This is a genomic window from Anaerolineae bacterium (genome assembly GCA_011176535.1).
In the GTDB taxonomy this organism is placed as follows: domain Bacteria; phylum Chloroflexota; class Anaerolineae; order Anaerolineales; family DRMV01; genus DUEP01.
This window is the reverse complement of sequence record DUEP01000019.1, coordinates 1-19,134: the sequence shown is the minus strand read 5'-3', so window position 1 is coordinate 19,134 and position 19,134 is coordinate 1. Positions and strand designations below refer to the sequence as shown.

At 63.6% G+C, this 19,134-nt stretch carries 16 protein-coding genes; 6 read left to right on the top strand and 10 right to left on the bottom strand.

Annotated features, from left to right (window positions below; genetic code table 11):
* Window positions 1-347: hypothetical protein (locus tag G4O04_03615; GenBank protein HEY57618.1), on the top strand; the 347-nt coding region annotated here is incomplete at its 5' end.
* Window positions 348-890: 543 nt separating this feature from the next.
* Here the strand turns inward: G4O04_03615 and G4O04_03610 are convergent.
* Window positions 891-1,526, bottom strand: a complete 636-nt coding sequence (locus tag G4O04_03610) for a sulfite oxidase-like oxidoreductase (GenBank protein HEY57617.1) — start codon at window positions 1,524-1,526, stop codon at window positions 891-893.
* Between the two features lie 65 nt (window positions 1,527-1,591).
* Window positions 1,592-3,205, bottom strand: coding sequence for a tRNA uridine(34) 5-carboxymethylaminomethyl modification radical SAM/GNAT enzyme Elp3 (locus G4O04_03605; GenBank protein ID HEY57616.1), 1,614 nt, complete (start codon window positions 3,203-3,205; stop codon window positions 1,592-1,594).
* Between the two features lie 17 nt (window positions 3,206-3,222).
* Here G4O04_03605 and G4O04_03600 point away from each other — a divergent pair, with 17 nt between their 5' ends.
* Entirely contained in the window at window positions 3,223-3,957 is a 735-nt protein-coding gene (locus G4O04_03600) for a class I SAM-dependent methyltransferase (GenBank protein HEY57615.1), read from the top strand.
* 61 nt (window positions 3,958-4,018) lie between these two features.
* On the opposite strand, the gene G4O04_03595 is transcribed toward G4O04_03600, so the two are convergent.
* The 5 genes from G4O04_03595 to icd all read right to left on the bottom strand — a co-directional run bounded on the left by G4O04_03595 (window position 4,019) and on the right by icd (window position 8,761).
* A complete protein-coding gene (locus G4O04_03595) occupies window positions 4,019-4,744 on the bottom strand; it encodes a succinate dehydrogenase iron-sulfur subunit (protein ID HEY57614.1) in 726 nt (241 codons plus the stop codon).
* Window positions 4,745-4,758: 14 nt separating this feature from the next.
* Window positions 4,759-6,555: an FAD-dependent oxidoreductase gene (locus G4O04_03590; GenBank protein HEY57613.1), complete on the bottom strand. Its 1,797-nt coding sequence runs from the start codon at window positions 6,553-6,555 to the stop codon at window positions 4,759-4,761.
* 15 nt (window positions 6,556-6,570) lie between these two features.
* Entirely contained in the window at window positions 6,571-6,948 is a 378-nt protein-coding gene (locus tag G4O04_03585) for a hypothetical protein (GenBank protein HEY57612.1), read from the bottom strand.
* 9 nt (window positions 6,949-6,957) lie between these two features.
* The gene (gene sdhC, locus G4O04_03580) at window positions 6,958-7,362 is read right to left on the bottom strand and encodes a succinate dehydrogenase, cytochrome b556 subunit (protein HEY57611.1); all 405 of its coding nucleotides are present in this window, start codon (window positions 7,360-7,362) and stop codon (window positions 6,958-6,960) included.
* 94 nt (window positions 7,363-7,456) lie between these two features.
* The gene (gene icd, locus G4O04_03575) at window positions 7,457-8,761 is read right to left on the bottom strand and encodes an NADP-dependent isocitrate dehydrogenase (protein ID HEY57610.1); all 1,305 of its coding nucleotides are present in this window, start codon (window positions 8,759-8,761) and stop codon (window positions 7,457-7,459) included.
* A 225-nt stretch (window positions 8,762-8,986) separates the two neighbouring features.
* On the opposite strand from icd, the gene G4O04_03570 reads away from it, so the two are divergent.
* The 4 genes from G4O04_03570 to G4O04_03555 are packed head-to-tail and all read left to right on the top strand — an operon-like array spanning window position 8,987 to window position 14,039.
* Window positions 8,987-9,796, top strand: coding sequence for a glycosyltransferase (locus tag G4O04_03570; GenBank protein ID HEY57609.1), 810 nt, complete (start codon window positions 8,987-8,989; stop codon window positions 9,794-9,796).
* Entirely contained in the window at window positions 9,793-10,602 is an 810-nt protein-coding gene (locus tag G4O04_03565) for a hypothetical protein (protein HEY57608.1), read from the top strand. The genes G4O04_03570 and G4O04_03565 overlap by 4 nt, the downstream gene beginning before the upstream one ends.
* On the top strand, window positions 10,592-12,037 hold the full coding sequence (locus G4O04_03560) for a hypothetical protein (GenBank protein HEY57607.1): 1,446 nt from the start codon (window positions 10,592-10,594) through the stop codon (window positions 12,035-12,037). The genes G4O04_03565 and G4O04_03560 overlap by 11 nt, the downstream gene beginning before the upstream one ends.
* Window positions 12,024-14,039, top strand: a complete 2,016-nt coding sequence (locus G4O04_03555; GenBank protein HEY57606.1) for a hypothetical protein — start codon at window positions 12,024-12,026, stop codon at window positions 14,037-14,039. The genes G4O04_03560 and G4O04_03555 overlap by 14 nt, the downstream gene beginning before the upstream one ends.
* Before the next feature lie 41 nt (window positions 14,040-14,080).
* On the opposite strand, the gene G4O04_03550 is transcribed toward G4O04_03555, so the two are convergent.
* From G4O04_03550 to glyS, 3 genes are all read right to left on the bottom strand, one after another.
* Window positions 14,081-14,308 (bottom strand): YtxH domain-containing protein, encoded by a 228-nt coding sequence (locus G4O04_03550; GenBank protein ID HEY57605.1) that lies wholly within the window; start codon window positions 14,306-14,308, stop codon window positions 14,081-14,083.
* A 513-nt stretch (window positions 14,309-14,821) separates the two neighbouring features.
* A complete protein-coding gene (locus tag G4O04_03545) occupies window positions 14,822-15,178 on the bottom strand; it encodes a hypothetical protein (protein HEY57604.1) in 357 nt (118 codons plus the stop codon).
* Window positions 15,179-16,030: 852 nt separating this feature from the next.
* Window positions 16,031-19,108 carry a glycine--tRNA ligase subunit beta gene (gene glyS, locus G4O04_03540; protein ID HEY57603.1) on the bottom strand — a complete coding sequence of 1,026 codons (3,078 nt, stop codon included), beginning with the start codon at window positions 19,106-19,108 and terminating at the stop codon, window positions 16,031-16,033.
* Window positions 19,109-19,134: the final 26 nt, after the last annotated feature.

Sequence of the window (19,134 nt, the reverse complement as noted above, 5' to 3'; positions counted from 1 at the left end):
TCGCCGTGCCGGATGCGGGCTTCCGCCTGCGTGAGGCGCCGGCGGCGGGGGTCCAGGGCGATGTGGTGCGGTTGCCCAGGAACTTCACGGCTCGGCGAAACGCAGGGGCTCCTTACGCCAGGCAGGGACGACCGCCGAAGTGCGGTGCCCTGATGCGGCCTTTGGAGCGCACCTACAAAGACCGTCCCCTCGCCGCGATACCGCCCGACCAGGAGGTCACCTGGGTTGAAGAAGGACGCGAATACCGCGCCCAAATCTGGGACAACCCGGTGCTGCCTGGTGTGGTTCCCGGCCCTCAGCAGGCCACGTTCCGGGTCATCGCGATCTACGACCCGCGCTACGACTAACCCTGGCTACTGGCCATCGACCTGCTGTGGGCACCGCGGGAGGTCAAAGCCCTGTACCAGGATCGCTGGCCGGTGGAGCAGACCCCTTTGGCGGCCAAGCCGATGGTGGGCGCTCATCGCCGGTTCGTGTGGGCAGAAGAGAGCCGCCATCGGCTGCCGGAACCGGCCTGCCGGCGGGTTCGGTCCAGAGATTCCCGGCCGCCACCTTGCCGGTGCACCCCACCGGATTTTGGGACCGGCATCCAAAACATCCCCCTGGGCGCCTAAGCCGGGCGCTCTTGGGCCGGGTTTTTCCCAGTGCGCCCCCTTTGCCCGAGCGAACGCGGAAAAAAAGCCTCGGCCACAGGCCACATCTGCCCAAAGGAGCGGCGGCCCGGCGGCGCCGGGCGGCTCAGAAAACCGCCTGACCGCTGCCTCTGGGCCTCCTCAATCGTCTTGTCAAAGTGCCCCAGCCGTTTGGCCGGCTATGTGGCTTTACCCTTCTACCACTCATTTAGCGGAAACTAAAATTGTACAACGAATTGAGGTGGCTACCCGATCAGTTCACCGCTGCGTGCGCTGCTCCTTCCACACATCCGCCTCGTTGTGATACCCTGCCTGCTCCCAGAAGCCAGGCCGATCCTCAGCCGTGAACTCCAGCCCGCGCAGCCATTTGGCCCCTTTCCAAAAATACGGCGTCTTCAGGTCCGGGCGGCCGGAGATGTAGCCGATGACGCCCCGCAACGGATAACCGTGCTCCGGCGTCAGCGGTTCGCCGTTGAAGTGCGTGGCCAGCAGGAAGTTATCCTGCAAGACCACCTCCAAGGGCAAATTGGCGGTGAAACCGTACTCGGCGTGCTGGATCACATACCGCGCCGTGGGTTTGAGTTTGATGTAGCCCTGCTCCACCAGAGTGCGCACCGAGACGCCTTCCCACACGGTCTCAAACTTGCTCCAGCGGGTCACGCAATGGATGTCCATGACCACCCGCGTGCGGGGCAACTGCTGAAACTCCTCCCAGGTCCACCGCACCGGTTCCTCCACCTCGCCCCAAATGCGGAAATCCCAAGTGGCCGGGTCAAAGGGAGGAATGGGGCCATAATGCAACACAGGGAACTTCAACGTGAGGGACTGCCCGGGGGGCAGGCGGCCCTCACGCCGCAGACGCTCTTCCAAAGCACGGTGGTCTTCCACGCCCATGGGTGTACCTCCTGTTGGGTGGTGTCAGGCCAGGGTGTTTTTTTATACGGCAGGCATCGTCGGGCTTACAGGGGCTTCACCAGATACCACCGCCCCCGCGCGAAACCGCGTACCAGATAATACCGCCGGGTGCCCACGGCGGCGATGACGGCCAGGCGACGATACCCCGCTTCCCAGGCGATGCGATCGGCTTCGCGGAGCAACCGGGTGCCCAGGCCCACATGCTGGGCGGCGCCGGGGGCCTCCTCGCCCACGGGCAGCGACGGGCCGTACACATGCACCTCGCGCACGATGGCCGCCCCGGCCAGATCCTCGGCCATGCCCACCTCGGGGGCCTCCGGCAAGGGCAACGACAGGCGCAAGAAGCCCGCCAGGCGGTCGTCGGGGGTGACGAATTGCAAAAAGTGCTCCTCGGCGAAGTCGGCGCGGTAAACATAGTCCTCCAAACGCAGAAGGTTCGGCTGGATCGGTTGACCGCGCACCTCGCGACAGCGAATACAGCGACAGCGGGTGCCCCGGCGCGCCATCTCGGCGTGCACATCCTGGCGCAAACTGGTGCGCCTGTTGCCCTCCACCACATGGGTCGAGGGGATGTCGCGGATGACGCGGTTGATGCGACAGTAAGGCGGCACGGTGGGCTTGAGGTCGGCCAACAGGTTCACCAACTCCTCGGTGGTGTAAGGCCGGTACTCCCCCCGCTGCCAGTGGACCAGGAGCACCGTACCGGGCAGCAGTTGGGTAGGGTAGATCTTCAGTTCGTCGGGGGCTAGCCCATCCCACAGGCGGGCGAAGTCTTCGCGGTCGCTCTCGGGGGTGGCTCCTAAGAGGTTGGGCATCCAGTGCAGCACGATTTTGAACCCCGCCGCCCGCAACAAAGCCACCGCCCGGCGCAAATCGGCCACCGTGTGCCCGCGCCGGTTCAACGCCAGGATGCGGTCGTCCAGACTCTGCGCGCCGACTTGCACCTTGGTCACCCCCAGACGCCGCAGGCGGCGCAGCACCGCCGGGGTGATATGGTCAGGCCGCGTCTCGACCACCAGCCCCACATTGCGATGCCGCGCCGTTTCGTTGTGGCGTTGCGCCGCTTCCAGCGAAGGAGCCACGCAGTCGTCCCCCTGCCGCCAAGCCGGAGGGCAATCGTCGGCGTTCAGCGCGTCGAACAGGCGCTTGATGAACCATTCCTGATAGTCCTTGGGGTAGGCCGTCCAGGTGCCGCCCAGCACCAGCAACTCGATTTTGTCGATCGGGTGACCCACCGCCTCCAGGGCCGCCAGGCGAGAACGCACCTGGGTGTAAGGGTCGAACTGATGCTGCAAGGCCCGCTGCGCCCCTGGCTCGTCGGGCAGATAACTCTTGGGCATTCGCACATCGTCGGGGCAGAAAATGCACTCCCCCGGGCAGGGGTACGGCTTGGTGAGCACCGTGACCACGGTCACGCCCGAAAGGGAACGCACCGGCTTGAGGCGGATGCGGACCAATAGGTCGGGGTCCGGGTCCCAAACGCCGGTCTCCACCAGGCGGCGGTAGGCGGCCACCAGTTGTGCCTTGCTCAGGTAGCCTCGCGGCAAAGGATGCCGCCGCAGGGCCTCCTCCACTGAGGCACCAGCGCGGATGGCCGCCAGGGCTTCTCTGGCTCGCTCGAACACCTCGTCCTGCAGTTCGACTTCCCGTGGTCGCATGGCGTATAATGATCTCCGTGGATGCGCTTACCCAAAAACATCTCCTTGCCCTCAATCGGCAATTCTACCAGACCTTCGGCGAAGCCTTTGCCGAAAAGCGCGGCCGGCTGCAACCGGGGGTAGACCGCCTGCTGCCGCGCATCCCACCCCAGGCGCGGGTGCTGGATCTGGGCTGCGGCCACGGCATGGTGCTCCGGGCCCTGGCTAAGCGCGGCTTTCGTGGCGAGTATGTGGGCGTAGACTTCAGTACCCCGCTGCTCGCCCAGGCCCGGGCCAACGCCCCCGCCGACCTACGCAGCCGCTTTGTCCAGGCCGATCTCACCGACCCCTCCTGGACCTCCAAGGTGAGCGCCGGGCCTTTCGAGGTCGTCCTGGCCTTTGCCGTGTTCCATCACCTGCCGGGGCAGGCCTTGCGACAGCGGGTGTTGACCCAAGCCGCGGCGTTGCTCCGCCCCGGCGGAGCCCTCATGCTCTCCGTGTGGGCTTTTCTCCATAGCCCGCGCCTGCGGCAGCGTGCCCAGCCCTGGGAGCGGGTGGGGCTGACGGCCTCTCAGGTTGACCCCGGCGACTACCTGCTGGACTGGCGACACAGGGGCCAGGGGCTGCGTTATGTGCACCACTTCACTCCCGCCGAGTTGGAGGCCCTGCTGCGCCGCACAGGCCTGGACCTCAAGGAGATGTTCCTCTCCGATGGGGAAAACGGTCGCTTAGGGCTGTACGCGGTAGGGCGAAGACCACTGCCAAGGGAATAATCCCCAGATGACACAAGCCCCCGCGCTGGCGGGGGCTTGCAGGTTCCCTGATAACGAGGCCTTACTTCTTGTAAGTGTACTCCACCTTGCCGGTGAGGGCAGCCTGTTTGACCTCGGCGATGAGTTTGGTAATGGGAATTTCGCGCGGGCAGGCCTCGGTGCAGTTGTACGCCGTGCGGCAGCGCCAGACGCCCATCTGGTCGGCCACAATCTTCAACCGCTCGGCCGCACCCCGATCGCGGCTATCGAAGATGAATCGATGCGCGTTGACGATGGCCGAGGGGCCCAGGTAGCGGTCATCCGCCCAGAAGGAGGGACAGGAGGTGGTGCAGGCCGCGCAGAGGATGCATTTGGTGCTCTCGTCGAAGCGCTCCCGTTCCTCAGGACTCTGCAAGCGCTCACTCCCATCCTCCGGCACCGGCTCATCGTTGATGAAGTAAGGCAGCACCGACCGGTAATTCTCGAAGAAGGGCTCCATGTCCACGACCATGTCCTTGATCACCGGCAGGCCCATGATGGGCTCCACCTTGATCTGGTCGGTACCCAGGTCCTGGATCAGGGTCTTGCAAGCCAGGCGGTTGCGACCGTTGATGCGCATGGCGCAGGAGCCGCACACGCCGTGGGCGCAAGAGCGGCGATAAGCCAGAGTGCCGTCATGATAATCGCGCACCTGTTCCAAGAGGTCCAGCACCCGATCGGTGGGCTCAGCCTCTAAGGTATAGGTGTCGAAATGCGGCTTGGCATCCTTTTCCGGATTGTAGCGGAAGACTTTCAATGTGACTTGCATGGCGGCCCTCCCGATTAGTACACGCGTTCCTTGGGCTGGTACTTTGTGATGGTCACCGGCTTGTAGCGCAGTTCCACATCACCATCACGCAACCAGGCCAAGGTGTGCTTGAGCCAGTTCTGGTCATCGCGCTTGGGATAGTCGTCGCGCGAATGGGCGCCGCGGCTTTCCGTGCGGGCCAACGCCGAGGCCGTGGTCACTTCGGCCAAATCCAACAGATTCAAAAGTTCCCAAGCGCTAAGCAACTCATAGTTGAACACGCGACCGGTATCGGTGAGTTGAATGTGCTTGAAGCGCTCCTTCAGATCGCGCACCCTGTCCAGCGCCTCCTGCAAACCCTCGCCCGTGCGGAACACGCCCACCTTGTCCATCATCACATGCTTGAGTTCCTTGGCGATATCGGCCACCTTCTCGCTGCCTTTGCTGTTGCGGATGGCCTCCAATTGAGCGATGGCAAAATCGGCCGCGTCCTCGGGCAGGGGCGGAAACTCAACGCCAGCCGCGTACTCGGCTGCATGGATGCCCGCTTCCTTGCCAAAGACCACGAGATCCACTAGCGAATTGGTCCCCAGGCGATTGGCCCCATGCACCGACACGCACGCTGTCTCGCCCGCCGCGTAGAGGCCGGGCACCACGGTGTTGTTCTCGTCGGCGAGCACCTCGGTCTTCACATTGGTGGGGATGCCCCCCATGGCGTAGTGCGCCGTGGGCTGCACGGGGATGGGGTCTTTGGTGGGATCCACGCCCAGGTAAGTCTTGCAGAAGTCGATGATGTCGGGCAACTTGTGGAGGATATCCTCAGCGGTGACCCGGTAGGGCGTGCCGTCGGGGTTGGTGCGCCCGTCGATTTCGGCGTACTTGTTCACCGTCTCCGGCCGCACATCCAGGTACACATAGCGCTGGCCGTTGATACCCCGCCCGGCTTTAACCTCCAGGTAAATGGCGCGGCTGACTACATCCCGCGAGGCTAAGTCCTTCACCGTGGGGGCGTAGCGATCCATGAAACGCTCACCCTCGTTATTGATGAGCACACCGCCCTCACCGCGCACGCCCTCGGTGATCAGGATGCCCAGTTTGTAGATGCCCGTGGGGTGGAACTGGAAGAATTCCATATCCTCCAAAGGCAGTCCCTTGCGCAACACGATTGCCGCGCCGTCGCCCGTGTAGGCATAGGCATTGGAGGTCACTTCCCACATGCGGCCCCAGCCGCCCGTGGCAATGATCACGGCCTTGGCATGGAAGACATGCATGTCACCCGTGGCTAACTCGATGGCCACCACCCCGGCGGCCTTACCCTCGGACATGATCAGGTCCAGCACCTGAAACTCGTCGAAGAAGGTGACATTGTTCTTAAGGCACTGCTGATAAAGGGTCTGCAGAATCATGTGCCCGGTGCGGTCGGCCGAGTGACAGGCGCGGTGCACCGGTTTCCCCGTCTTGTTGTTCGTGTGACCGCCGAAAGGTCGCTGCATGATGCGCCCTTCGGGCGTGCGGTCAAAAGGCAACCCCATATGCTCCAGTTCATACACTAATTCTGGGGCCTTGTAGCACATGAACTCGATGGCATCCTGATCACCCAGATAATCACTCCCTTTGACCGTATCGAAGGTGTGCCACTCGGGATGATCTTCTTCCAGGTTCCCCAGGGCCGCTCCGATGCCACCTTGCGCCGTGCCGGTGTGCGAGCGGCTGGGGTACAGTTTGCTCAACACGGCCGTCTTGACCTTCTTCGACGCATAGAGCGCAGCCATCAAACCGGCGCCACCAGCACCGACCACGACCACTTCGTATTGATGCCGATGCACTTTCATCGCACTCCTCCTCCATTACACGAGACGGACACCGTTGATAATCGCCAGGGCGCCCCAGATCAACACCGCTAGCCAGACGATCAACAAAATCCAGGTCGTCACCCGGCGCCCCGTCTCGCCGTGGATAAAGTCCATGAGTACCTGGCGCAAACCGTTCATCCCGTGGCTCAACACCAGGGTCAAGAAGACCAGATCGAAGATGCGCCAACCAATGTTTTCCCAAACACGCTGCACATAGACGATATCGATCTCATGCACCCCCACCAACACATCTTTAATCAACACATGGATGCCCACCAGGGGCATGATTAAGATCCCCGAGTAACGCATCCACTGCCAGGCCACCATCTCATAATTGCGGGGGATGTTCACCGTGCGCGAAGGAGTAGCCATAAGAACCTCCTATCCACCCAGGTGGGCCAGGATGCTCTGACCCATGATGACCGCCGCCGGGATCCAAAGGATGATTGCGATGGCCAGCGTCCAGACCACGGACTTTTGGGCAAAGCCCATTTCCCAGCCCTCAGGGTACCAGAGATCGAAAATCGCAATGCGCAATCCGTTGAGGGCGTGGTAAATCACGGCAAAGACGAGCAGGATCTCGCCGATGCCGAAGAGAGGGCTACGATACAACACAATCGCCTCCTCGTAGCCCGCGGGCCAAAAATACACGAAGGCCGTGTCCACCACATGAATCAACAGGAAGAGGACGATGGCCAATCCCGTGAGCCGGTGGAGGACAAAGGCCCAATGGCCCGACCCCTTGTACTTTGCATACCCTGTCAGGGTCTCACTAAACCTGGACATAGAAACCTCCTCAAAAGGCGTTCGTGAGAGAGGGCAGCCGGGGAAAAACCCCAGGGGTGCAGTATGCGTGAGCGACTGCACCCCTGGCTGAAGCCTAATCGTCCATGTGCTTGATGATGGCGTCGCCAAACTCAGAGCATTTGAGCAGCGTGGCTCCTTCCGTCAAGCGGTGGAAGTCATAGGTCACCGTCTTGGCCGCAATGGCGCCTTCGATGCCCTTGATGATCAAATCCGCCGCTTCATTCCATCCCATGTACTGGAACATCATCACGCCCGAGAGGATGACCGAGGAGGGGTTGACCTTGTCCAGCCCGGCGTACTTGGGCGCGGTGCCGTGGGTGGCCTCGAAGACCGCATGGCCGGTATCGTAGTTGATGTTGCCACCCGGCGCAATGCCGATGCCGCCCACATGGGCCGCCAGCGCGTCGGAGAGGTAGTCGCCGTTGAGGTTCATCGTGGCAATGACATCGAACTCCTTGGGGCGGGTCAGCGTCTGCTGGAAGCAAATATCGGCGATCACGTCCTTGACCAGCAGTTTCCCGGCCTCCAGGGCCGCCTTTTGCTCGGCGTTGGCCGCTTCCTCGCCCTTCTCCGCCTTGGTGCGATCCCACTGGGCCCAGGTGTACACCTTGTCGCCAAACTCCTCTTCGGCCACCTCGTAGCCCCACTTGCGGAAAGCGCCCTCGGTGTACTTCATGATGTTACCCTTGTGCACTAAGGTCACGCTCTTGCGGTTGTTGGCCAACGCCCACTGGATGGCCGCCCGCACCAGCCGCTTGGTTCCCTCCTCAGACACGGGCTTGATGCCGATCCCCGAGGTCTCCGGGAAGCGCATCTTGGCGTACTCCTCGGGGAAGTTCTCCTTGAACAACTGCATGAACTTTTCCCACTCCGGGGTGCCCTGCTCGAACTCAATGCCCGCATAAATATCTTCCGTGTTCTCGCGGAAGATGACCATGTCCACCCACTCGGGGTGCTTCAGGGGCGAGGGCACGCCGGGGAAGTAACGCACCGGGCGCTGGCAGACATACAGATCCAGCGCTTTGCGGATGGCCACATTCAGGGAGCGGATCCCACCGCCGATGGGCGTGGTCAAGGGGCCCTTGATGCCCACCAGGAACTCCTGGAACGCCTTGATGGTCTCATCCGGCAGCCAGGAACCGAACTGCTTGTAGGCCTTCTCGCCCGCGTAAACCTCCATCCAGAATATCTTGCGCTTGCCCTTGTAGGCTTTCTCCACGGCGGCGTCGAACACGCGCACCGAAGCTCGCCAGATGTCCGGCCCAGTGCCGTCACCCTCGATAAAGGGGATAATCGGATTGTCGGGCACAATCAACTGGTCACCCGGCTTGCGAATTTTTTCGCCGCCTTCAGGCACTTGGATAATTGTATACCCCATCGCTTCCTCTCCTCAAAAGGTTATAGAGTCACGCCTTTGATTATAGCACCACTTCCCCAGAGAGGGTAGTGCAAAGCGTCACAAATTGTGGACGAACAGCCTTTCTCTCCCAAACCCCCGCCCGTCGGCGCCTCAGGTATGATAAACTTGCCCCAGAACGCCACACCCTGGCGGGAAAATCGCGCCTTGCCCACAATCTTCGCCATGCCCCCCCGAGCAAGCGCCATGAACACCCACCTTCCTCTGGTCACCATCGTCACCCCCTCCTACAACCAGGCCCGCTTTCTGGAAGCCACCATCCAGTCCGTGCTGGCCCAGGACTATCCCCACATCGAGTACATCATCGTGGACGGCGGCTCCACCGACGGCAGCGTGGAGATCATCCGCCGCTACGCCAACCGGCTAGCCTGGTGGGTTTCCGAGCCGGACCGCGGGCAGACCGACGCCATCAACAAAGGCTTCGCCCACGCCCACGGGGAAATCCTGGCCTGGCTGAACTCCGACGACACCTACGAGCCCCACGCCGTGCGCGAGGCCGTGGAAGCCCTCCTGCAGCACCCCGAAGTCGGCCTGGTGTACGGCGACGCCAACTACATCGACGAGGAGGGGCGCATCATTGGCCATTTTCCGGCCGCCCAGACCGACTATCGCCGGTTGCGCCGGGGGTATGTGCATATCCCTCAGCAGGCGGCCTTCTTCCGCGCCGCCCTCTGGCGTCAGGTAGGGCCGCTGGACCCTTCCTTCTATTTCGCCATGGACTACGACCTGTGGGTCAGGATGGCCAAAGTCAGCCAGCTGCTCTATGTGCCGCGGGTGTGGGCCAACTTCCGCATCCACGGCGACGCCAAGACCCTCAAGGACGACGACCGCTGCTGGCCCGAAATGCTGCGGGTGCATTTCCGCGAAGGGGGATCCTGGTTCTCCGTCCTGGCGGCCAAATACCTCCTCCGCCGCGCCTTAGGCCCTCTCTGGCTGCGTTACCGCGCCTGGCGGCGATTCACCCCGCCTCATCTCGATTCGGGAGCGTCACCATGACCTGGAAACAGCGGCTGCTTCAGCCCCCCTCTCTGGAAGACTGGGCCACGGTGCTGCAAGCCTGGCGTTTGTGGATCGTGGCCGGCCTATTGGGCGCGTTGCTGGGGGCCGTGGTCTATCGTCTGGCCCCTCCGCCCTACCGCGCCCAGGCCGAGGTCATCGTGGACTACAACATGGAAGAGGCCTGGCCCACCGACACCGACCGCGAGATGTTCGAGTTCCTGGCCCGCGAAAACAAGAAACTCGAAGCCCTGGCCTGGAGCGACGCGGTGCTGGAAAGAACCGCCACCTATGCCAAAACGCCTTTGGACCCCGCCTGGCGTCAGGGCCAGTTCATCCTGCGCGACGAACACGATGGCCGCTGGCACTTCTGGGTCATCGCCCGGGATGCGCCTGCGGCGACGCGACTGGCTCGCGCCTGGGCCCAAGCCTTCACCGATGAGGTCCGCCAGCGGGTGGGCATCGCCCTGGCGCTGCTCACCAAACGCGCGGCCCTGGCCGAGGTGGGAAAGCAGCAGGAACAATGGCATCAACAATGCGCCTCAACGCCCCCGCCAACGGAATGCGAGGCGAAGTTACGGGTTCTGGACGAACGCCAAACCACCCTTCAAAAGGACATCGCCGCCCTGGAAGAGGCCTCTGGGGGCATCTCGCCTTACATCGAAGTCTTTTTCGCCCAGGCCGAGCACCTGCCCGTGGAACGCCGCAGCCCCCTGGCGGCCTACACCCTCACTGGGGCCCTGGCCGGCCTCGTCCTGGCCCTGGGCTGGGCCCTGGGGTTTGGGAGACCGAGCCATGACCACTAAACGCCCTGGGAACTGGTCAGGAGGACGCCGGGCGGAAAAACTCCTCTGGGGATTGGTGCTTTTCACCCTACCCGTGACCAGTTTTCGCTACTATCCCGATTTCTTCGGCACCACCCAGGTCAAACCGCTGGCTTTCCTCCCCCTCGCGCCGTATCTGCTCCTCGCCGGGCTGCGCATCCTGCGCGAGCGGCGGTTCCGCTGGCTGAGCAACCTGGTCCCCCTGGGGGTGTTTGCCCTCATCGCCCTCCTCAGCACCGCCCACGGCTGGCTGCTCAACCCCCCGCCTCTTTTCGGCATCACCTACGGCCACCGGGCGCTCCGGGCCTGGCTCAGTTTCGCCATCGGCCTGGCCTTCCTCGTCGGGGCCCTTTGGGCCTACGAAAGTGAGGCGGACCTTTTCTGGGCCCTGCGCTGGCTCTACGCCGGCTTTCTGGTGGCCGCGATTTGGGGCACGCTGCAGGTGGCCGCCATCCGCGGGCATATCCTGCCGACCGACACCCTGAGCCGCATGCAGCGCACCTTCTCCATCAACGGGCTGCTCCCCCGGCGCATCTCCGGCATGGCCTATGAGCCTTCCTGGTTCGCCGAACAACTGGTCATCCTCTACATCCCCTGGCTGGCGGCGGCCCTCCTGAGCGGAAAGCGCCTGCTGCGTCACTGGTGGCTCGAAGCCCTGCTGCTGGTGTGGGCCGGTTTCCTCCTGCTTTTCACCATCTCCCGCAGCGGGATTCTGGTCACCCTGGTCGCCGGGGCCAGCGTGAGCCTCCTCAGCCTGCTGCTCTGGGGCCGCCAGCGCCTCAGCGCAGATTTTTTGCGCCGCGCCTGGCCTCGTGTGCTGGGCGGGGCGGCCGCCGTCGCGCTGCTCCTGGCTGCAGGGTTCGCCTGGCTGATGCAAATCAACTACTTCGCCGCCCTCTTTCATCTCAAGCCCGGGAAGACCTGGGTGGGCTACATCGTGGACATCTACGCCGGGCCACGACTGGCTTATGCGTGGGCCGCCGCCAGCCTGTTGGAGCGTCACCCCTGGCTGGGCGTGGGTTTAGGGGCCAGCGGCTTCTCGATTTACGACCTGCTGCCCGAGTGGTCGCGCACCATGCTCCCTGAGATCGCCCGTCACATCGCGCCTGTGCATCGCGTCTTCCTCAACCCCAAGGACATGTACGTGCGCCTGCTGGCCGAAACCGGCCTGCTGGGCTTTCTGGCCTTTATGGCCTTTGTGCTCCACACCATCGGACGCAGTCTCTTTTGGTGGACGCAATCCGGACGCGCCCATCGTCTGCTGGGCATCGCCTCCCTCTGGATCGTGGTGACCATTCTTCTCTACTGGTTCACCCAGGATTCCCTCACCAGCCCCCAGGTCTGGCTCAGCCTGGGCACCATCCTGGCGTTGAGTGCCAGCCCTGCCTCAAAGGAAAACGCCCATGAACAAGCGTAGCGCCTGTGTGTTGGCTTTCGTCCTTTTCAGTGGGATGCTCTGCCTCATCGGCGGATGCGCCCTGGGCGCCTGGGCGCTCTACCAGAACCCCTTCGCGCCACCGGGCACTCCTTCGTCTTCCCCTATCGCCTCCCCCGCAGCGCCTGGCCTGCCCACCCCTACCCCAGCGCTGGTCTTCACCCCCTCGCCGGAGGCCCAGGACAAGGCCATGGCCATGCTGGACACCTTGGCCCACATCCTGGTCCCCGAAAACGACCCTGTGGATCTAGCCCAACGCCTGGAACACAAGACCATCGTCTGGAACACCCCAGCATCTCCTCCCACCTATCAGGTGGGCGACCGCGCCACCTTTTGGATCACCAACGAAGACACCCGCCAGAGCACCCAAATCGAAGCCGAACTGGCCGCCGCCGAACCCCATGTTTACCTCTGGGTGGACACGCGGGTCTCCTACCGCCAGCGCGATGCCCAGGCCGTGGCGCGTTTCTTTGAGAAGCACATCTACCCCACCAACCGCGCGTTCTTCGGCAGTGAGTGGACCCCAGGGATCGACGGCGACCCGCACATTTACATCATCTACGCCTACGGGCTGGGCTCCTCCATCGCCGGCTACTTCTCCTCGGCGGACGAACTGCCCCCCGGGGTGCAGGAATACTCCAACGCCCATGAGGCCTTCATGCTCAGCGCCGACAACTTGAAACTGGGCGGCGAAGAGATGAAAGGTGTCCTGGCCCACGAATTCCAGCACATGATCCACTGGTATCGTGACCGCAACGAAAGCACCTGGCTCAACGAAGGCTTCTCCGAACTGGCCGCCCAACTCAACGGGGTGCGCACCAGCGGCTTTGAATACCGTTACGCCTTCGACCCGGACATCCAACTGACCGCCTGGCCGGACCCCGCCGATAGCGACACGCTGCCCCACTACGGTGCGGCCTATCTCTTCGTCGCCTACTTCCTCGACCACTTTGGCGAGCAGGCCACCCGCGCCCTGGTGGCCGACCCGGCCAACGGCATGACCAGCGTGGATGAGGTGCTGCACAACCTGGGCGCGCCTTACAACGCCGATCAGGTCTTCCTCGACTGGGTCATCGCCAATTACCTCCAGGACGCCGGCCTCGACCAGGGACGTTACGGCTACCGCAATGTCGTTGACGACCTGCCCTTCTTCGCCCCCACGGAGATCTTAGGCGAATGCAACACCACCTGGACCGGAACCGTGCACCAATACGGCGTGGACTATATCCAACTGGACTGCAACGAGCCATTCACCCTCATCTTCCAGGGTTCGGCCACGGTCCCCGTGGTACCCACCCAACCCCACTCCGGTGATTATGCCTTTTGGAGCAACTACGGCGACGAATCAGATATGACCCTCACCCGCCGGTACGACCTTTCCGGGCTGTCGTCGGCCACCCTCACCTACTGGACCTGGTTCGACATCGAGCAGGACTACGACTATGTCTATGTAGAAGCCTCGCGGGACGGCCAGACCTGGGAAATCCTTCACACCCCCTCGGGCACCGACGCCGACCCCACGGGGAGCAACCGGGGATGGGGCTATACCGGCCCCTCCGGAGGCGGCCCCTCCCCCCAATGGATTCAGGAAACCGTAGACCTATCTGCCTACAGCGGCGGGCCGGTGTGGATCCGCTTCGAGTACATCACCGACGCCGCCGTCAATCGCACCGGGTTCCTGGTGGACGACATTGCCATCCCCGAACTGGGCGAGCTGAACGACTTCGAGGAGGGCGAAGACGGCTGGGAGGCCCAGGGCTTCGTGCGGCTCTACAACGCCTTGCCGCAACGCTACGGTCTGGCGCTGATCCTGAAGCCCCGGCACGGGGAGACCGAGGTGCGCTACCTGAAGCCCGACGCCACCCAACGCGTTTCCATCACCCTGAACGGAAGCGACTACGAAGAAGTGATCCTGGTGGTCAGCGGGACCACGCGCTTCACCCGGCAGCCAGCCTCCTATCGCCTCATGCTGAGCACCCCGTGATGACAAACAACGCGGTGGGGAAATCCCCACCGCGTTGGCCTTTACTCTGCCAGGGATGTTCCCTGGCCTCGCAACCGGGCCAACTCGGCCTCCAACTCAGCCCGCCGCGCCGCGGCTGCCTCGCGAATTTCCTGACGCAAGGATGCCATCCGCTGTAACGCCTGCTCGCGCAACTCCTCCCCGGGCGCAGGGGCCAACAGGAGGGCCATCACCGCTCCCACCGCCGCGCCGGTCAGCGTTCCGCTGAGAAAAGCGAAGAACTTCCGCATAGCACACCTCCCTGGATGGTCTGGGAGCACTATTATAAACCCTTCTGCCTTCTTTCTTCCCTGGAACACGGGGTTCCACCAGAGCTTTTTCGTATTCTCGCACTCCAGAGATGAAGGCCCAGGACGGGCTGAAGAACCCTCCCCACGCTTCGCCCTGCTGAGCCGGGGGGGAGCGGAGGAGATTCCACCCGCCTCGCCGGGATAAGGCTCAAACCTAAAAAGCCCTGGAGTTCCACGCAGAGATTGGCCCGCCCAAAGGGGGACTCGCGGGCTCTGTTCCGCCTTCCTGCCGAACAGAGAGCAATATGCCTCCACCTGACAAACTGGCTGATCCTCTTTGGGTTTGGGTTGCGTTTTCGGCTCCCAGCAGCGGTAACGGCACTGATTGGAATCCCACTCGCACTGCTGCCTGAGCAGAACCAGGGGTGTCCCGTGGTGTCCTCGGTATCGTAGGAGCAGGTTTCACGCGGATCACGGGAGCACAGCAGGCCCTGCTCCCACTCGCACTTCTTCTCATCCCACCTGTAGCGCAGCACATAAACTCCGGTATCGGTGTAGTGCGTACACTTCCACACCCCGGCGTCGGTCTGCTTGCAGGAGTTCGGGGTACGCATCGGGGGTCTCTCGAAGGGCAGGGCAATACGCCTCGGATTCGGTATCCCACTGACAGGTCTCCTGATTCCAGCGATAGGTCGTCCGCGTAGACACGCCATCGTCGCACAGCCAGGTATCGTTTCCCTGATAAGTGCAATCAGGCCGAGGCGCTTCAGGGATGGTCAAACACACATCGTTGCACTGCCACCGACACAGGTTGGGGTTCCAGGTGCATTGCGTCGTCTGACCGTCCGCCTGGGAGCGCAGGATGTCCATCGCCCCAAAGGCAATCTGAACGGGCTCCACTCCCGGCGGAAGAGGGATTCCCCCGCTCCAATCCGGAATGGGGATGAGAACCACGGCCCCAGAGGTCGAGCCACTCTCCATGCCCGTCGGAGGCGGTACGAGAACCGGTGGCTCACACAATGGAGTGGGGCGACAACTCCACTGGCAGAGTTCCTTATCCCACCGGCAGTACACCTGCTGCGCCAGTTCGCCGCCCTGCACACACTGCCAGAGCCTATCAGGGGTCTGCACGCATCCTGCCATGGGCGGCTCTGCGAGCTGCGGGCAAACGGGTGCCGTGACATTGTTGCGACACAGACAGGGTTCCATCCCGGTCGGCTGAAAGCCAAAGGCTGCCCGGCAGGTGTTGTCCATCCGGGCCAGGCCCCTGATGGGGAAGTCCTGCTGGTTGGGATAGGGCACACCGGCCTGGGGGCGCGGGCGTACTGGTCGTGGTAATCCATCATGTCCGGTTGCTTCAGGCCGCCATCGGCCCAGGCCTGCCAAAGAAAACGCTCCGGCGGAGTGCCCAACACGGACTGATGAAACGCCAGGAACACAGCCGGGTAACGCTGCACTCCCTCCTAGACCCATTCCCAACGCACCCAGGCCAGGGCGACCACGCTCAGCACAGCTAGCCCCGCCACCAGACCCCAAAAACGAAAACGTCTCTCCATAGCACCCTCCTGAGGCGAAGATAAGGAACGCTTTCATCATGTTCGCCTGACGTCAGGAAAGCGTCAGGAGGGCGGGCGCTTCCACAGGGGGCCCGTCCGGCTACCTTGGAACAAAAAACGGGGCGCAGCGTTTCCGGCTGCGCCCCGTTGAGTTGCACGCCTGGCTTCAGAAACCTTCCAACCGGCTCAAATCGGCCACGCCGTCGGCCAGCGCGGCGATGCGCTGCAACAGCCCCAACCGGTTGCGGCGAAGCCTCTCGTCTTCGGCCATGACGAGGACTTCCTCGAAGAAGCGTTCGATGGCCGGGATCAGGGGCAAGAAGGCGGCGAAGAAGTCGTCCACTGAGCCGGGTTGGCGCGGGGCGGCCTCGGCCTGTTGCAGCGCTTGCCACAGCGCCCCCTCGGCCTCCTCCACGAAGGCCTCAGGCTGCACCTCGTAGCGTTGGACCTGGTCGCGGGTGATGCGCACGCAGCGGGCATAGGCGGGCAGGATGCGCGCCCAACCCTCCCGCTGCACCCAGATGCTCAGTTGGCGCACGGCGCGGGCCGCGCGGGCCGGATTGTACCCCTGGGCGGCCAGCACAGCGTCCACCACATCGTGGCGATACCCCTGTTCCAACAGCAAATGGCGCAACCGCTCCACGATGAAGGCCAGGGCTTCCTGACGGGCTACCTCGCTCGCCTCGATGGGCAGATGGCGGGCCGCCGTCTCCAGGCCGGCGCGCAGGTCGAAGTCCAGGTCCCAGGCCAGCAGAGTCTGCACCAGGCCCAGGGCCGTGCGGCGTTGGCCAAAGGGGTCCTTGGCCCCTGTGGGCGCCAGCCCGGCGGCGAACAGCCCCATCAGGGTATCCAGACGGTCAGCCAGGCCCACCGCCAAGCCAGGCTTGCTCTGCGGCACTTCGTCGCCGGTGAAGCGCGGCAAGTAGTGCTCATAGATAGCCTGAGCCACCGCCTCCGGCTCACCGCCCCACAGGGCGTAGTAGCGCCCCATGATGCCCTGAAGCGAGGTCATCTCGACCACCATGTTGGTGGCCAAATCGGCTTTGCACAGTTCGGCGGCACGGCGGGCCGTGGCCTGCTCGTCAGCGTCCAGGCCGAGCAGCGGAGCCAGGTCGTCCACCAGCGCCCAAATGCGCTGGGTCTTGTCCCACATGGAGCCCAGGTCGGCCTGGAAAGTGAGCGTCTTCAACTTGGGGAGGAAGTCCTCCAGTTTGTGCTTGCGGTCCTCGTGCACGAAGTACGCCGCGTCGGCGAAACGGGCGCGGATGACGTCCTCGTTGCCTTGGATGATAGCCTGGAAGGGGATCTCTCCCCTCCCCCCATCCCCCTCCCCTCCTTTGCTAAGGGAGAGGAGGGGGTGACCGCCCGAGGCGGTCGGGGGTGGGGAGAGATCCGGTTTATTCGCCACGGTGATGAAATAGGGCAGCAAACGACCATCCTTCTCCACCGGGAAATAGCGCTGGTGCTTCTTCATCACCGCGATGAGCACCTCACGAGGCAGGTCGAGATACTCCTCCTCAAAGGCGCCGCGCAGCGCCGTGGGGGCCTCCACCAAATGGGTTACCTCGGCCAACAGGGCCTCATCTTCGGGGACGGCACCTCCCACCTGGGCGGCCAGCGCGGTCACCTGGGTCCAGATGCGCTGTCGGCGCTCCTCGGGGTCCGGCACAATCCCCTGGGACTCCAGCGTATCAAAGTAGGCAGCGGGGTCGGCCACGGTCAGCGTCTCGGGTTCCAGGAAGCGCAGCCCGCGCGTGGCCTTCCCGCTGACTAGCCCGGCGTAGGCGAAAGGCACGACGCGATCGCCCAGCAGAGCCAGCAACCAGCGGATGGGGCGGGAGAAGGCCACCCGCGAGGCGTTCCACCGCATGGTCTTGGCAAAACGCAGGTCGGCGAGCAGGTGGGGCAGGGCCTCGGCCAGGACTTCGGTGGTCGGGCGCCCCTGCTCGCGCACCACGGCGACTACATAGCGCCCGCCGTCCATCTCGCGGATTTCCAAGTCCTCCACGGCCACGCCCTTGCTGCGGGCGAAGCCCTGCGCGGCACGGGTGGGGTTGCCCTCGGCGTCGAAAGCGCGGTCGGCCGGCGGCCCTTTGACCACCAACTCCCGATCCGGCTGGCGCGGGGCCAGGTCACGCACATGGACCACCAGACGGCGCGGCGTGCCCAACACGCGCACCTCGCCGTGCTCCAGGCGCAGGCGTTCCAGCAGCGCGGGCACGGCCTGGCGCAGTTGGCTCAGCGCGGCGTCCAGTTCGGCGGGCGGCAGTTCCTCGGTGCCGATCTCCAGCAAGAAGTCGGCCGGCTCGTCGGGCGGCGGAGGCGGGGCGGGGACCTGAGGCGGGCTGTAGGCCGCCTGGCTGTCGGCGCAACCCCAAGGATGGCCCAAATCCTCACGCTGGGCCGTATAGGCTGCGGCCACCTTGCGGGCCAAGTCGCGCATCCGGCGGAAGTATCCCTGCCGCTCGGTCACACCGATGGCCCCACGGGTGTCCAGGATGTTGAAAGTGTGGGAGCACTTGAGCACATAATCATGGGCCGGCATGACCAGCCCCTCGTCCAAACAGCGCTCGGCTTCGGCTTCGTAGATATGGTAAAGTTCCCGCAGGCGCTTCACATCGGCCAACTCGAAACTATACTTGCTGAACTCTTGCTCGTTCTGCAAGTGCAGATCGCCGTAGGTGCGCTGCTCATTCCATTGAATAGCCTTGAAATCGCGCACCCGCTGCAGCGCCATGGCAATGCGCTCCAGGCCGTAGGTGATCTCCACGGCCACAGGGTCGAGCACCTGGCCGCCCGCCTGCTGAAAGTAAGTGAACTGGGTGATTTCCAGGCCGTTCAGCCACACCTCCCAGCCCAGGCCCCAGGCGCCCAGGGCGGGGCTCTCCCAGTTGTCCTCTACGAAGCGGATGTCATGGACTTTGGGGTCGATACCCAAGGCTTCCAGGGACTTGAGGTAGAGTTCCTGGGGGTTTCCCGGGTCGGGCTTGAGGATGACCTGGAACTGGTAATGCATCTGCAGGCGATTGGGGTTCTCACCGTAGCGTCCATCGTCGGGACGGATGGACGGCTCCACATAAGCCACATTCCAGGGCTCGGGGCCGAGCACGCGCAGGAAAGTGGCCGGGTTCATCGTGCCCGCGCCCACCTCGGTGTGATAAGGCTGCCCGATCAGGCAGCCCTGCTCGGCCCAAAAGCGCTGCAGGGTGAAGATGATAGACTGGAAATCCAAAGGCTGGTGCATAGAAAGCGCTCCCACGCGAAGAGGAT

Coding starts and splice junctions, on each gene's coding strand:
- G4O04_03585 (HEY57612.1), bottom strand. CDS start 6,948: ATGGCTACTCCTTCGCGCACGGTGAACATCCCCCGCAATTATGAGATG.
- G4O04_03610 (HEY57617.1), bottom strand. CDS start 1,526: ATGGGCGTGGAAGACCACCGTGCTTTGGAAGAGCGTCTGCGGCGTGAG.
- G4O04_03565 (HEY57608.1), top strand. CDS start 9,793: ATGACCTGGAAACAGCGGCTGCTTCAGCCCCCCTCTCTGGAAGACTGG.
- G4O04_03590 (HEY57613.1), bottom strand. CDS start 6,555: ATGAAAGTGCATCGGCATCAATACGAAGTGGTCGTGGTCGGTGCTGGT.
- G4O04_03605 (HEY57616.1), bottom strand. CDS start 3,205: ATGCGACCACGGGAAGTCGAACTGCAGGACGAGGTGTTCGAGCGAGCC.
- G4O04_03545 (HEY57604.1), bottom strand. CDS start 15,178: ATGGACATCCTGCGCTCCCAGGCGGACGGTCAGACGACGCAATGCACC.
- G4O04_03555 (HEY57606.1), top strand. CDS start 12,024: ATGAACAAGCGTAGCGCCTGTGTGTTGGCTTTCGTCCTTTTCAGTGGG.
- G4O04_03595 (HEY57614.1), bottom strand. CDS start 4,744: ATGCAAGTCACATTGAAAGTCTTCCGCTACAATCCGGAAAAGGATGCC.
- G4O04_03570 (HEY57609.1), top strand. CDS start 8,987: ATGAACACCCACCTTCCTCTGGTCACCATCGTCACCCCCTCCTACAAC.
- sdhC (HEY57611.1), bottom strand. CDS start 7,362: ATGTCCAGGTTTAGTGAGACCCTGACAGGGTATGCAAAGTACAAGGGG.
- G4O04_03560 (HEY57607.1), top strand. CDS start 10,592: ATGACCACTAAACGCCCTGGGAACTGGTCAGGAGGACGCCGGGCGGAA.
- glyS (HEY57603.1), bottom strand. CDS start 19,108: ATGCACCAGCCTTTGGATTTCCAGTCTATCATCTTCACCCTGCAGCGC.
- icd (HEY57610.1), bottom strand. CDS start 8,761: ATGGGGTATACAATTATCCAAGTGCCTGAAGGCGGCGAAAAAATTCGC.
- G4O04_03550 (HEY57605.1), bottom strand. CDS start 14,308: ATGCGGAAGTTCTTCGCTTTTCTCAGCGGAACGCTGACCGGCGCGGCG.